General features: G+C 45.8%; 15 protein-coding genes. 13 read left to right on the top strand and 2 right to left on the bottom strand.

What is annotated here, in order from left to right:
• Nucleotides 1–137 precede the first annotated feature (137 nt).
• The 12 genes from G6R11_RS19560 (at nucleotide 138) to mgtE (ending at nucleotide 9,334) form a co-directional block, all read left to right on the top strand.
• Entirely contained in the window at nucleotides 138–1,106 is a 969-nt protein-coding gene (locus tag G6R11_RS19560; protein WP_163134721.1) for a calcium/sodium antiporter, read from the top strand.
• Between the two features lie 40 nt (nucleotides 1,107–1,146).
• Nucleotides 1,147–2,112 carry a KpsF/GutQ family sugar-phosphate isomerase gene (locus tag G6R11_RS19555; protein ID WP_163134720.1) on the top strand — a complete coding sequence of 322 codons (966 nt, stop codon included), beginning with the start codon at nucleotides 1,147–1,149 and terminating at the stop codon, nucleotides 2,110–2,112.
• On the top strand, nucleotides 2,112–2,663 hold the full coding sequence (gene kdsC, locus G6R11_RS19550; protein ID WP_163134719.1) for a 3-deoxy-manno-octulosonate-8-phosphatase KdsC: 552 nt from the start codon (nucleotides 2,112–2,114) through the stop codon (nucleotides 2,661–2,663). Before G6R11_RS19555 ends, kdsC begins: the two co-directional genes overlap by 1 nt.
• A complete protein-coding gene (gene lptC, locus G6R11_RS19545) occupies nucleotides 2,660–3,217 on the top strand; it encodes an LPS export ABC transporter periplasmic protein LptC (protein WP_163134718.1) in 558 nt (185 codons plus the stop codon). The genes kdsC and lptC overlap by 4 nt, the downstream gene beginning before the upstream one ends.
• 25 nt (nucleotides 3,218–3,242) lie before the next feature.
• Nucleotides 3,243–3,722: a lipopolysaccharide transport periplasmic protein LptA gene (lptA, locus tag G6R11_RS19540; protein ID WP_163134717.1), complete on the top strand. Its 480-nt coding sequence runs from the start codon at nucleotides 3,243–3,245 to the stop codon at nucleotides 3,720–3,722.
• A complete protein-coding gene (lptB, locus tag G6R11_RS19535; RefSeq protein WP_016400744.1) occupies nucleotides 3,722–4,447 on the top strand; it encodes an LPS export ABC transporter ATP-binding protein in 726 nt (241 codons plus the stop codon). The genes lptA and lptB overlap by 1 nt, the downstream gene beginning before the upstream one ends.
• A 52-nt stretch (nucleotides 4,448–4,499) precedes the next feature.
• Complete coding sequence (locus tag G6R11_RS19530) at nucleotides 4,500–5,999, top strand: RNA polymerase factor sigma-54 (RefSeq protein WP_163134716.1); 1,500 nt, start codon at nucleotides 4,500–4,502, stop codon at nucleotides 5,997–5,999.
• Between the two features lie 24 nt (nucleotides 6,000–6,023).
• On the top strand, nucleotides 6,024–6,311 hold the full coding sequence (hpf, locus tag G6R11_RS19525) for a ribosome hibernation promoting factor (protein WP_016400742.1): 288 nt from the start codon (nucleotides 6,024–6,026) through the stop codon (nucleotides 6,309–6,311).
• A gap of 8 nt (nucleotides 6,312–6,319) precedes the next feature.
• Nucleotides 6,320–6,763, top strand: a complete 444-nt coding sequence (ptsN, locus tag G6R11_RS19520; RefSeq protein ID WP_163134715.1) for a PTS IIA-like nitrogen regulatory protein PtsN — start codon at nucleotides 6,320–6,322, stop codon at nucleotides 6,761–6,763.
• Nucleotides 6,764–6,789: 26 nt separating this feature from the next.
• Nucleotides 6,790–7,647, top strand: coding sequence for an RNase adapter RapZ (rapZ, locus tag G6R11_RS19515; protein WP_163134714.1), 858 nt, complete (start codon nucleotides 6,790–6,792; stop codon nucleotides 7,645–7,647).
• Nucleotides 7,648–7,651: 4 nt separating this feature from the next.
• Nucleotides 7,652–7,903: an HPr family phosphocarrier protein gene (locus tag G6R11_RS19510; RefSeq protein ID WP_163134863.1), complete on the top strand. Its 252-nt coding sequence runs from the start codon at nucleotides 7,652–7,654 to the stop codon at nucleotides 7,901–7,903.
• 69 nt (nucleotides 7,904–7,972) lie between these two features.
• Nucleotides 7,973–9,334, top strand: coding sequence for a magnesium transporter (gene mgtE, locus G6R11_RS19505; protein ID WP_163134713.1), 1,362 nt, complete (start codon nucleotides 7,973–7,975; stop codon nucleotides 9,332–9,334).
• Between the two features lie 81 nt (nucleotides 9,335–9,415).
• Here the strand turns inward: mgtE and pmbA are convergent, their stop codons facing one another.
• Nucleotides 9,416–10,753, bottom strand: a complete 1,338-nt coding sequence (gene pmbA, locus G6R11_RS19500; RefSeq protein WP_163134712.1) for a metalloprotease PmbA — start codon at nucleotides 10,751–10,753, stop codon at nucleotides 9,416–9,418.
• A 104-nt stretch (nucleotides 10,754–10,857) separates the two neighbouring features.
• Between pmbA and yjgA the strand changes: the two genes are divergently transcribed.
• Nucleotides 10,858–11,364, top strand: a complete 507-nt coding sequence (gene yjgA, locus G6R11_RS19495) for a ribosome biogenesis factor YjgA (protein WP_163134711.1) — start codon at nucleotides 10,858–10,860, stop codon at nucleotides 11,362–11,364.
• Between the two features lie 67 nt (nucleotides 11,365–11,431).
• Here yjgA and tldD read toward each other — a convergent pair whose 3' ends face one another.
• Nucleotides 11,432–12,877 carry a metalloprotease TldD gene (tldD, locus tag G6R11_RS19490; protein ID WP_163134710.1) on the bottom strand — a complete coding sequence of 482 codons (1,446 nt, stop codon included), beginning with the start codon at nucleotides 12,875–12,877 and terminating at the stop codon, nucleotides 11,432–11,434.
• Nucleotides 12,878–12,882: the final 5 nt, after the last annotated feature.

Genomic DNA, 12,882 nt, shown 5'->3' with positions numbered 1-12,882 from the left:
ATCTTGATTGGCCAAGGCAGACATATTATTGAGATAATTGCTTACACTCAAGGCTAAACTCTTCCCTTTTACTGGGAAAATGCCGACAATGCTTCGATTTTTTTGCATCGCGGATATTTTTAAATTTAAGGACTTACATGCTAGTTGAAATTTTGTTGTTGGTTGTAGGCTTAGCATTGTTGGTATGGAGTGCCGACCGTTTTGTTTATGGCGCAGCGGCCATCGCCAACAATTTTGGTTTATCGCCAATGATTATTGGTTTAACCATTGTGGCCTTAGGCTCCTCGGCGCCAGAGATCATGGTATCCGCCACGGCCGCTTTAGAGGGCAAAATGAATACCGCGGTAGGAAACGTGATTGGTTCCAATATCACCAACATTACTTTGGTGTTGGGTTTAACCGCCCTGCTTAAGCCGCTCATGGTTTCGTCTTCTACTTTATTTAGAGAGCTACCAATGGTACTCGGGGCAACAGCAGTTGCTGGTTGGGTACTTCACGATCAGCAACTCGGTTACCTTGAAGGTGTAATATTGCTCAGCTTATTTGTAGCAATGATGGCCTACTTAATTATCAATTCGCTACGTCAACGCAGCAGCAATAAAGTTGATCCAATGGTTGAGGAAGCAGAATCTGAAGTGCCTAACGATGTGCCAACCAGCAAAGCCTTATTGTGGCTAGTGGTGGGAATTATCGTGCTGCCGCTTAGCGCCGACTTGTTAGTAGGCTCCGCCTCAGAAATTGCGCGCTACTTTGGCATGAGTGACTTGGTGATTGGCTTAACCATTATCGCTATCGGCACTAGCTTGCCGGAGTTAGCAGCGTGTATTGCTGGGGTGATTAAAAAAGAAGACGACTTGGTGCTAGGTAATATTATTGGCTCCAACCTTTTCAATATTCTCGCCGTATTGGCGGTGCCAGCCATGTTGGCTCCGGGAGCGGTTGATGCCAACGCAGCCGGTCGTGACTTTTATGTCATGATGGGTGTTACCGTGCTGTTATTTATCATGGCCATGGGCTTTGGTAGAAGCCGCAAAATCACCCGCTGGGAAGGTGGCTTATTGTTAAGCGGCTTCATAGGCTACCAAATGCTATTATTCTTAGCATAAGTCGCTGTTGTTACTAATTTATAAATACAAGGGGAAGTGAGTGTCATTTGATTACGTCGCGGTTGCTAAGCGTGTATTAGAGATAGAAAGCCTAGGTATTGATAACCTTCATCAGTATATCAACCAAGATTTTACCGCTTCTTGCGAAATGATTTTAGCCTGTAAAGGTAAGGTTATTCTTACTGGCATGGGTAAATCGGGTCATATCGCCAATAAAATTGCTGCTACTTTGGCCTCTACTGGTACCCCTGCCTTTTTTGTTCACCCAGGCGAAGCCTGTCATGGCGACTTAGGTATGATAGCCGCCGACGACATTGTATTAGCCTTGTCTAATTCGGGTGAATCTGAAGAAATTTTATCGCTTTACCCGGTATTTAATCGAATTGGTGTGCGCTCTATTGCCATGACCAGCAACCCTAGCTCGTCAATGGCTAAACTGGCTAATTATCACTTGTGCATCTCGGTTCCTCGCGAAGCTTGCCCGCTAGGTTTAGCACCAACGGCAAGTTCTACCGCCACCTTAGTTATGGGTGATGCACTAGCAGTAGCGCTGTTAGAAGCTCGCGGTTTTACCGCCGATGATTTTGCCCTATCTCACCCTGGCGGTACTTTAGGTAAAAAACTGCTATTGAGTGTGAGCGACTTAATGCTAACTGGGGAACAAATCCCACTGGTAACAGTCGAACAAACTATTCGCGAAGCCTTATTTGAAATTACCGCCAAAGGCTTAGGCATGGTGGGCGTACTTAACGCCGAACAACAATTAGCCGGTATTTTTACCGATGGAGATTTACGCCGTATCCTTGATCAACGCATCGACATTCACGACACCCCAATTGGCCAAGTGATGACCGAGAACCCCAAGGTGATTGAAGATACTTGGCTAGCTTTTGATGCCTTAAAACTGATGAAGGCTAAATCAATCAATGGCTTGTTTGTGCTCAAAGACAATACCGTTGTTGGTGCGTTTAATATGCATACCTTGTTGCAAGCTGGAGTGTATTAGTGAGCATTAACACGCCTTATGGCGAAGTAAGCCAAAGCAACTTTGATGCGGCCTCGAAGATTAAGCTGTTAGTGTGCGATGTCGATGGCGTGTTCTCCGATGGTCGCATTTACATGGGTAACGATGGCGAAGAACTAAAAGCATTTCATACTCACGATGGCTTTGGCATTAAAGCTTTGCTTAATATTGGTATCGAAGTGGCCATTATTACCGGCCGCCAATCTAATATTGTGCAACAGCGTATGCAGGCTTTAGGCATTACTCGTATTTATCAAGGCCAACAAAACAAACTAGTGGCCTACCAACAAATGCTCGAAGAGCTGTCATTAAGCCCTGAAGAAGTCGCTTATATTGGCGATGACGTGGTAGACACTCCAGTGATGCGCGCCTGTGGTTTAGGCGTGGCAGTACAAGACGCTCACCCCTTATGTAAACAAAGTGCCCACTTTATTACCCAAACCCGTGGCGGTTTTGGCGCAGTACGAGAGCTTTGTGATTTACTCTTACAGACCAAAGGCGAGTTGGATAACGCTCAAGGTATGAGCGTATGAATCGCCCAACCTGGTTTTTCGCGGGTTTATTTGTATTGGCCTTAGTGCTCTGGCAACTAAGCCCTTCAGAAACAGAGCAGTTTAGTGCCAAACGTGAAGCGAGCAAACCAAACTTTGTTGCCGAAAAGCTCTACAGCGTAAGCTTTGGCGAAGACGGTAGTCCACGCTATCGAATCTATGCTGAGGAAATGGAGTTTTTTGAACAACTTAAGCACACTACTTTCGCGCAACCTAAGATTTTAGTGTACCCAGATCCTAGCCAACCTGTATGGCAAATTGTAGCCGATCACGCTACAGTACAGCAGCAGCAAAATGTCATTTTAAATGACAATGTAGTAATTAAAAATTTGAGTCGAGGCGAGTACGTTCGCGACTTAATAACCGAAAGATTGGAGATCGATCTGCAAACAGAAACCATGAGCAGCGATCAACCTGTTACCGTTTATGGCCCTTCATACGAACTGTATGGCGTTGGCATGGACGGTGATTTAGCCAACGAAATAGTGACTTTATTAGATGATATCGAAGCGGTTTACCACAACCCACAAGAGTAAGTTAGCCCTTGCTGCTAGCTTGTTTATGCTTTCTTGGGGTTCACAAGCACTAGAAGACGACTTCAACAAACAAATTATTGTTGATGCCGACCGTCAACAGGTCAACATCAAAGAAAACCGAGTAACTTTTTATCATAATGTGGTGGTGACTCAAGGTTCGATAAAAATGCATGCCGAAGAACTTAGCGTTATTGGCAGTGAAGAAAAAGGCAGTGAAGTGATGATCGCCAAAGGCGAGCCTGCTACTTTTTATCAGTTACTTGATAGCGGTAAACCGATTGAAGCCGAGGCTAACGAAGTACGTTACGACTTAAAAAGCCAAACGCTAACGTTAACCACCAACGCTCAACTCAAACAAGAAGAGAGTTTGGTAAAAGGTAAAATGATCAAATACAGCATCAATAAACAAGAAATGGTGGCACAAGGCGACGAAAACAGCCGTGTAACTACAATTTTCCTGCCTCAGCAGATTGAAGACTTAACGCCTAAGGAAGACCAGCAATAATGAGTACCCTAATTGCTGAAAACTTAGCCAAGGCCTACAAAGGCCGCAAGGTAGTCAAAAACGTTAGTTTAAATGTAGAAACAGGAAAAATTGTCGGTCTACTGGGACCAAATGGTGCCGGTAAAACAACCACTTTCTACATGGTTGTTGGCCTAGTGCCACGCGACCAGGGCCGAATACTGATCGACGACGATGATATTTCCAGTACAGCCATGCACACTCGCGCACGCAAAGGCATTGGCTACCTTCCGCAAGAAGCCTCTATTTTCCGCCGTTTATCGGTTGAGAAAAACATTCTTGCAGTATTAGAAACTCGTAAAGACCTCGATAAAGAACAACAAATCGGTGCGTTAGACGATCTGCTGGAAGAATTTCATATTGGTCATATTCGCAAAAACCTCGGCATGAGCTTGTCGGGTGGCGAACGCCGAAGAGTCGAGATTGCCCGAGCGCTTGCGGCCGCCCCTAAGTTTATTTTGCTTGACGAACCCTTTGCAGGGGTAGATCCTATTTCTGTTATCGATATTAAAAAGATTATTGAACACCTGCGTGATCGCGGTCTAGGTGTACTCATTACCGACCACAATGTGAGAGAAACTCTCGATGTTTGTGAGCATGCCTATATCGTTAGCCAAGGCGAATTGATAGCCTCAGGAAAACCAGAAGAAATTCTTGAAAACGAGCATGTGAAACGAGTTTATCTCGGCGAACAATTCAAGCTATAGTTAAAGTGTAAGTTTTCAAAAACACAATAAGAAGAAGGAACAGCGGTAGTTAATGAAAGCATCTTTGCAGTTGCGTCTTGGTCAGCAGTTAACCATGACTCCCCAGTTACAACAGGCCATTCGCTTACTCCAGCTTTCAACACTGGATTTACAGCAAGAGATTCAAGAGGCTCTGGAAAGTAACCCTCTACTTGAGGCGGATGAGTCTCACGCGAGTGATGGTGACACAACTGACGCTAAATCAGCCAATGAGAAATCTACCGAAGCTGAATCCACCGCCGATATAGACAATAGTCAAATTGAAGCTGGCGATGCCATTAACCAAGAAACCGTCTCCGATGACTTACCGGTTGATTCCACTTGGGATGATATCTACAGCGCCAGTTCAGCCCCTGCTAGTTCTTCAAGCGGTGCGGCGAGTGATGACAACGACATGGTGTTTCAAGGCGAAACTGTCGATTCCCTGCAAGATCACTTGTTATGGCAAATGCAACTCACTCCTTTTAGCGAAGTGGACCAAGCCATTGCCTTAGCGATTATTGATGCGGTAGATGAATCCGGTTATCTCACCCAAGATTGCGAGCAACTGCTCGAAGGCCTGCGTTCTAGTGACAATAACGACTTAGACGTAGAATTAGATGAAGTAGAAGCGGTACTAAAACGCATTCAACACTTTGACCCTGTTGGCATTGCTGCCAGATCCTTGCAAGAATGTTTACTCATTCAACTAAGCCGTTTTGTCGAAGACACGCCATGGCTAGCAGAAGCCAAAGATGTAGTGTCCAACCACATTGATGTCTTGGCCAATCGTGATTTTCGTTTACTGGCACGCAAAACCAAACTTAAAGAAGATCAACTGCGCGAAGTTATGCGCTTGATTCACACACTTGAGCCGCGCCCAGGTAATGCCGTAGAGCCAAATCAAGCACAATATGTGATTCCAGACGTCTCGGTCATAAAGCGTCAAGGCCGTTGGGTTGTTGAACTCAACCCAGATGCAATGCCTAAACTACGCGTAAACTCTCACTATGCTTCGTTAAGTAAAACCTCTAATGCCACCGATACCCAGTTTATCCGTAGCCATTTACAAGAAGCTAAGTGGTTTATTAAAAGTATTGAAAGCCGTAACGAAACCCTATTAAAAGTATCCAACTGCATTGTTCATCATCAACAGGCATTTTTTGAATATGGCGAAGAAGCCATGAAGCCAATGGTACTGAACGATGTAGCCGAAGCCGTTGAAATGCATGAATCAACCATTTCCCGGGTTACCACCCAAAAATTCATGCATACACCTCGCGGTATCTTCGAGCTTAAATATTTCTTTTCTAGCCATGTGGCTACCGATGGTGGTGGTGAATGCTCATCAACTGCCATTCGTGCATTAATTAAGAAACTGGTAGCTGCCGAAAATACCAGTAAACCACTCAGCGATAGCAAAATTGCTGATATTTTGGCAGATCAGGGGATCAAGGTGGCAAGACGTACGATTGCTAAATATCGTGAGTCTTTAGCAATTCCACCTTCTAACCAACGTAAGAGCCTTATCTAAGGACAATAAAAGGGGAAGATATCTATGCAAATTAACCTTACTGGACACCACGTAGAAATAACTGAATCTTTGAAAGAATATGTCCACACCAAGTTTGCCAAACTCACCCGACGATTCGATCAGATTAACAATGTTCACGTCATCTTAAACGTAGAAAAACTAAACCAAATAGCTGAAGCGACATTGCACCTTAACGGCGGCGAAGTATTTGCAACCTCTGAGCATTCTGACATGTATGCCGCCATCGACAGTCTGATTGACAAGCTTGATCGCCAAGTCATCAAACATAAAGAAAAACTCAACAAACGTTAGTCACCCCAATGCAACTAAATAAAGTACTTAGCTTGGACTGCACTCAAAGTGCAGTTCAATGCTCTTCCAAAAAGCGCGCCCTAGAAATCGTTAGCGAACTAGCTGCCAAACAGCTTGATACCACTACCCAATGCATTTTCGAGAGCTTATTAAGTCGAGAAAAAATGGGCAGTACAGGTATTGGCCAAGGCATCGCTATTCCTCATGGCCGTATCGACAACCAACATCAAGCCACCGCGGTTTTCTTGCGTTGTGATCCACCCATTTCATTTGATGCTATTGATAATAAACCGGTAGATTTAGTTTTTGCACTATTGGTACCCGAAGATCAATGTAAGCAACATCTTAATACTCTTGCTCAAGTAGCTGAAAAACTTAACGATAAGCAAGTATGTAAACAACTTCGTTGTGCACAAAGTGATGACGAATTGTACGACATCATGGTAGCCTAATACTCTAATCAGCCTTAGGGATAATCATGGAACTGATCATCGTTAGTGGGCGCTCGGGTTCAGGAAAAACCGTCGCCTTAAGAGTATTAGAAGATCTTGGCTACTACTGCGTCGATAATTTGCCAGTAGTACTGTGGCAATCGCTTATCGATAACTTAATAAAGACCTATAGCAAAGTTGCCATCAGTATCGATATTCGTAACCTCCCTGATGAACTTTCTCCGGTTGGCCAACTCATTCGAGATGCCGGCCCCAAGGTAAATTTACTGAGTATCTTTTTAGATGCCAAAGACGAAGCGCTGATTCGCCGCTACAGTGAAACGCGCCGAGTTCACCCACTAAGTCGAAGCGACTTATCCTTGGCTGAAGCTATAGAATCTGAAACCGAGCTATTAGCGCCAATTTCTAGAAATGCTGATTTACGCATCGATACCTCACGTTTATCGGTGCATGAACTAAGCGGCTTGATTCGCTCGCGGGTTACTGGCGATCAACAGCAACAGCTGATTTTAGTATTCGAATCCTTTGGTTTTAAAAATGGCGTACCTAATGATGCAGACTACATGTTTGATGCGCGTTTTTTGCCTAACCCCCATTGGCAAGAGGAGCTGCGTCCACTTACCGGCTTAGACAAAGCCGTGCAAGAGTATTTGTCTGCGCAGCCTTTAGTTAACCAATACGTCGAGCAAATCAGCCAGCTATTAGAATCTTGGTTACCGCATTTGGAAGCCAATAACCGCGCCTACTTAACCATTGCCATTGGTTGTACCGGTGGTCAACATCGCTCGGTGTATGTCGCTGAGCAGCTGGCTAGCCACTTTAGCGCCCAGCGAAAAGTGCAACGACGTCACCGCACCCTGGAGCATCGCCTTGAAGCTCACTAGACAAATGGTTGTTAAAAACAAACTAGGCTTGCATGCACGCCCAGCAACAAAGTTAGTAGAACTAGCGCAACAGTTTGACGCTGAACTCACCATCATTGATGGCGAGAAAACCGCATCTGCCGCCAGTGTCATGGGCTTATTAGTGTTAGCCAGCGCCCAAGGAAGTACCTTAACCATTGAGTCGGAGGGAGCCGACGCAGAAGCCGCGTTGGATGCGGTACAAGCCTTGGTGGAAGCCAACTTCAACGAAGAATAAATCAATACGCAACAAAGCCGAGCTACAATTAGCAAGCGGTACATGCCAACAAAACAATAGGGATCGCTTATGCCTGAAGAGATGGAGTTAAACCCTAATCAGCACAAACGCTTACAGGAGCTAAATCAAGCTCTAGACAGTGGAATGTTCGTGCATGTTAGGCGCATGCTTCATCAAATGCCTCCCTGTGACGTAGCGCTATTGCTTGAATCCAGTCCACCAGCAGGGCGTAAAGTACTTTGGCAACTTACCGATCCAGAGCAACACGGTGAAATCCTCGAAGAGCTCAACGAAGATGTGATGGAAGGGCTACTTCAGTTAATGGCGCCAGAAACCTTGGCGGCAGCAACTGAAGGCATGGACACCGACGACATTGCTTACGTACTACGAAGCCTGCCAGACAGTGTTTACCAAGAAGTACTTGAGCAAATGGATGGCCAAGACCGGCATCGGGTAGAAGCAGCTCTAGCCTACCCTGAAGATACTGCTGGCAGTATTATGAATACCGATACCATTACCTTACGCGCCGACGTAAGCATAGATGTGGTATTACGCTATTTACGCTTGCGTGGCGAACTTCCCGAAGCGACCGACGCCTTGTATGTTGTCGATGAAGATGACTTGCTACTTGGCGATATTCCCTTATCTACCCTGCTTACCGTAAACCCTAACGTAAACGTGCGTGAAGTGATGGACGGCAACGCCGAAACCATTCACGTTGCCATGGATGAGGATGACGTAGCAGCATTATTTGAACGACATGATTGGATCTCTGCGCCGGTAGTAGATGAACAAGGTCGGTTGTTAGGGCGAATAACCATCGATGATGTAGTCGATATCATTAGAGAGAATGCCGAACACAGCATGATGGGTATGGCCGGCATGGACGACGATGAAGATACCTTTGCACCGGTAGTAAAAAGTACCCAACGCCGCACTTTTTGGCTGGCGGTCAATCTGTGTGCGGCACTGGTCGCAGCATCCATCAGCAATATGTTTGAAGCGACTCTTGAGCAATTAGCCACTTTAGCGATTTTAATGACCATTGTACCCAGCATGGGCGGTATTGCCGGCAATCAAACCCTTGCTTTGGTGATTCGAGGCTTAGCGGTAGGCCATATTGGTGAAGGGAACTCGCGCTGGCTAATTGGTAAAGAAGCCGCGATTGGCATGCTCAATGGGGTTATTTGGGCAACGGTAATAGCCTTGGTCGTCACCTTATGGAAAGGTGATTGGACCCTAGGTGTGATAATCGCAGGCGCGATGTTTATTAACATGTCCTTAGCGGGTTTAGCCGGGGTAACCATTCCACTGCTAATGAAGAAGTTTAAAATAGACCCCGCGCTAGCTGGCGGGATGGCTCTGACAACAGTAACCGACGTGATGGGTTTATTTTCGTTCTTAGGCATGGCGACGCTTGTGCTTGCCTAAGAATAGGGTCTCTATTTCAAACTGAGCGAATAAAGCTTAGCCCGAGAACTTGCTCGGGCTATAGGTTGAACAACTAAGTCCTTAGCTGCCGGCAACTTTCATCGATGAAATAAGCACCGAGCCCGATTGAATCGCACTCTCTTTGTCAAAGTCATCGGCAATCGCCACTATATTGCTAAACATCTCTTGCAAGGTACTAGCTACCGTTATCTCGTGCACCGGGAAGGCAATTTCACCATTTTCTACCCAGTAACCCGCAGCACCGCGAGAGTAATCACCAGTAACGGTATTTACCCCTTGTCCCATCATTTCAGTCACTAACAAGCCAGTGCCCATTTGCTTGAGTAGCTCTGCGCGACTTATTCCACTGTGCTTAACCTTCCAATTATGGATACCGCCTGCATGACCGGTACTTTGCATACCTAACTTACGAGCCGAATAGCTGGTCAGCAAATAGGTCTCTAACTTACCATCTGCGATGATATGTTTAGCGGTTGGTGCAACCCCTTCGCTATCAAATGGGGTGCTCGATAGACCCTTTTTAATAAACGGGTCTTCGTAAATCGACAGCCAACTAGGGAACAATTGCTTACCTAAGCTATCTAACAAGAACGATGAACGACGGTACAAGTTGCCACCACTAATCGCCCCGACTAAATGGCCAAACAGTCCACTGGCCACATCTTGGTCAAATACCACCGGTACTTCACAGGTTGATATTTTTTGGCTGTTTAAACGACCTAAAGTCTTTTGCTGAGCCTTGGCTGCAATGGTTTCAATACTATCGAGATCGGCGAAGTCACGTGCCACGCTATAGGCATAGTCACGTTGCATCTCTTTTTCACCGGCAATTAGCATGCAACTAATGCTGTGACGACTGGTAGGATAACCAGCAACAAAACCATGACTATTGCCGTAAACCTTCACACCGTAATGGCTGTTGATATTGGCGCCGTCACTGGCTTTAATTTGTGGATTACGCAAAGCAATATCTTCACACTGCTTGGCCACATCAATAAAGTAGTCAGGCTCTAAAGGATGAGGGTGAAAAAGCTCTAGATCAGGAATATCGCTAGCCAAAAGCGCTTTATCTGCGATGCCCGCCGCAGAGTCCTTAGAAGTATATTGAGAAATATCGTAGGCGGCTTTTACGGCGTTTTTAATTGCTTCTGGGCTTAAATCAGAGGTAGAAGCACTGCCCTTACAATTAGCAGAGTAAACCGCGATGCCTAAGGCGCCATCGTGATTAAACTCCAGAGTCTCCACTTGTTGGTCTCGGGTAGCCACACAAATTCCGGTTTGCTTTGAAATCGACACTTCAGACTCATCAGCACCAAATTGTTTGGCTTGCTCTAAGGCGAATTCCACCGCCTGCTTCAATTGACTTAACTCTTGGCTAACTTGTTTTTCAGGGCTCATTGTTATTCTTCATCTCCATGCATCTCACTAGCATAACAAAACTCATCGAGCGACCATATGCAAGAACTGGTAAGATATGAAAAAAAGTACTACGAGAGTTAAAAATGAAGAATCAACAGCCCCATGAAGATGATGACGATTGGATCAGTAAGTCTGAAATCAAGCGTGAAGCAGATCGGCTGAAAAAGATTGGTGCAGAGTTAGTTGGCTTAACCAACCCACAGTTAGCTACCATTGAGATGAGTCCAACACTGCGCGAAGCCATAGCATTAGCTAAACGCTTAAAAGACAAACGCGAAGCTGCTCGTCGTCATATGAACTATATTGGCAAAGTGATGCGCACCGAAGATGAAGAAGCGATTGCTGCGGGCCTAGATAAGATTCGCAACAAGCATATTTATCAAGCCCAAGCCCAGCTGGCCTTAGAAAAACAGCGTGATTTGTTGGTTGCTGAAGGCGACGATGCAATCAATCAACTACTTGAGCAAAATACTAAATTAGAGCGTCAGAAACTACGTCAATTAGTTCGCCAAGCCAAAAAAGAAGCGGCTCAAGAACAGCCCGCCAAAGCCCACCAAGAGTTGGCTAAGTACCTAAAAGAAAACGCTTAATACTTATAGATCAAAAAAGGGGCCTAGGCCCCTTTTGTTTTTGCGTATGTACCGTCCTACATAAGGTTTACGCAGTACCACCCACCGTTAACTCATCGAGTTTAACACTAGGTTGGCCCACACCAACGGGTACGCTTTGTCCTTCTTTACCACACACTCCAACACCTTGATCAAGTGCTAGGTCGTTACCTACCATCGACACCTGTTGCATTGCTTCAGGGCCACAACCAATCAGAGTTGCACCTTTAATAGGGGCGGTAATTTTTCCGTCTTCAATTAAATAAGCCTCTGAGGCAGAAAACACAAACTTACCCGAAGTAATGTCTACTTGCCCACCACCAAAGTTAGGCGCATAAATACCCTGTTTTACTGAGGCGATAATCTCTTCGGGCTCACTTTCTCCTGGCAACATATAGGTATTGGTCATACGTGGTAAAGGCAAGTGCGCATAAGACTCACGACGACCATTACCGGTTGAGCGAGTATTCATTAGCTGGGCATTATGCTTATCTTGCATGTAACCAGTTAAAATGCCCTTCTCTATCAGTACATTGTATTGGCCAGGAGTACCTTCATCATCGATATTCACAGAGCCGCGACGCTGCCCTAAGGTGCCATCATCAACAATGGTACAAAGGCTAGAAGCAACTTGTTTGCCCATGCAGCCACTAAAGGCCGAAGAGCCCTTACGGTTAAAGTCACCTTCCAAGCCATGGCCAACCGCTTCGTGCAGCAATACGCCTGGCCAACCGGCGCCTAATACTACCGGCATTAAACCTGCGGGAGCATCTACAGCCTCTAAGTTAACTAAGGCTTGGCGAACCGCTTCATCAACAAAACTCATGGCGCGCTCACGGCCATTCACTTCTTCTAAGAAGTAGCTGTAGTTGCGACGTCCACCGCCACCAGCAGAGCCACGCTCTCGGCGTTGGTTACGTTCAACCAATACACTACAGTTAAAACGAATTAAGGGGCGAATATCCGCCGCTAAGGTACCATCACTGGCAGCAACTAATACTTCTTCATAAACGCCACTTAAGCTCACAATCACTTGAGTAACGGCAGGATCTAAGCTGCGCGCATATTTGTCAGCCCGCTCTAATAAGGCAATCTTTTGCTGATTAGACAAGCTAACTAAGGGGTTATCGGCTTGATAAAACTGTTCGGCAGTAACCTTACTAAAAGGCTTTATACGGGCATTTACGCCCTTTGGGCTAATGCCTCGAGCCGCTTGGCAAGTTTGTAACAAGGCGCTGTTGTTAATCACATCGGAATAGGCAAAGCCGGTTTGTTCGCCGCTTATTGCGCGAACCCCCACGCCTTGCTCAATGTTATAGCTGCCTTCTTTTACAATTCCGTCTTCCAGTACCCACGATTCGTGGCGGCTATGCTGGAAGAACAGATCTGCATAATCAATTTGGTGTTTTGCCACTTCGGTCAGCGCCATGCTTAGCTCTTGTTCGCCGATGCCTCCCGGCACCAGTAATGACTGACTGACTTTTTCAAACGACATAGTGT

Source organism: Agarivorans sp. Alg241-V36, assembly GCF_900537085.1.
GTDB lineage: Bacteria > Pseudomonadota > Gammaproteobacteria > Enterobacterales > Celerinatantimonadaceae > Agarivorans.
Note: the sequence above shows the minus strand (reverse complement) of the source record. Positions and strands in the feature narration are given on the sequence as shown.

Bases quoted from the DNA above. Each gene is read 5' to 3' on its own strand.
- hpf (WP_016400742.1), top strand. From the start codon at position 6,024: ATGCAAATTAACCTTACTGGACACCACGTAGAAATAACTGAATCTTTG.
- tldD (WP_163134710.1), bottom strand. From the start codon at position 12,877: ATGTCGTTTGAAAAAGTCAGTCAGTCATTACTGGTGCCGGGAGGCATC.
- G6R11_RS19510 (WP_163134863.1), top strand. From the start codon at position 7,652: ATGGTTGTTAAAAACAAACTAGGCTTGCATGCACGCCCAGCAACAAAG.
- G6R11_RS19560 (WP_163134721.1), top strand. From the start codon at position 138: ATGCTAGTTGAAATTTTGTTGTTGGTTGTAGGCTTAGCATTGTTGGTA.
- rapZ (WP_163134714.1), top strand. From the start codon at position 6,790: ATGGAACTGATCATCGTTAGTGGGCGCTCGGGTTCAGGAAAAACCGTC.
- lptA (WP_163134717.1), top strand. From the start codon at position 3,243: ATGCTTTCTTGGGGTTCACAAGCACTAGAAGACGACTTCAACAAACAA.
- ptsN (WP_163134715.1), top strand. From the start codon at position 6,320: ATGCAACTAAATAAAGTACTTAGCTTGGACTGCACTCAAAGTGCAGTT.
- mgtE (WP_163134713.1), top strand. From the start codon at position 7,973: ATGCCTGAAGAGATGGAGTTAAACCCTAATCAGCACAAACGCTTACAG.
- lptB (WP_016400744.1), top strand. From the start codon at position 3,722: ATGAGTACCCTAATTGCTGAAAACTTAGCCAAGGCCTACAAAGGCCGC.
- yjgA (WP_163134711.1), top strand. From the start codon at position 10,858: ATGAAGAATCAACAGCCCCATGAAGATGATGACGATTGGATCAGTAAG.
- pmbA (WP_163134712.1), bottom strand. From the start codon at position 10,753: ATGAGCCCTGAAAAACAAGTTAGCCAAGAGTTAAGTCAATTGAAGCAG.
- lptC (WP_163134718.1), top strand. From the start codon at position 2,660: ATGAATCGCCCAACCTGGTTTTTCGCGGGTTTATTTGTATTGGCCTTA.
- G6R11_RS19530 (WP_163134716.1), top strand. From the start codon at position 4,500: ATGAAAGCATCTTTGCAGTTGCGTCTTGGTCAGCAGTTAACCATGACT.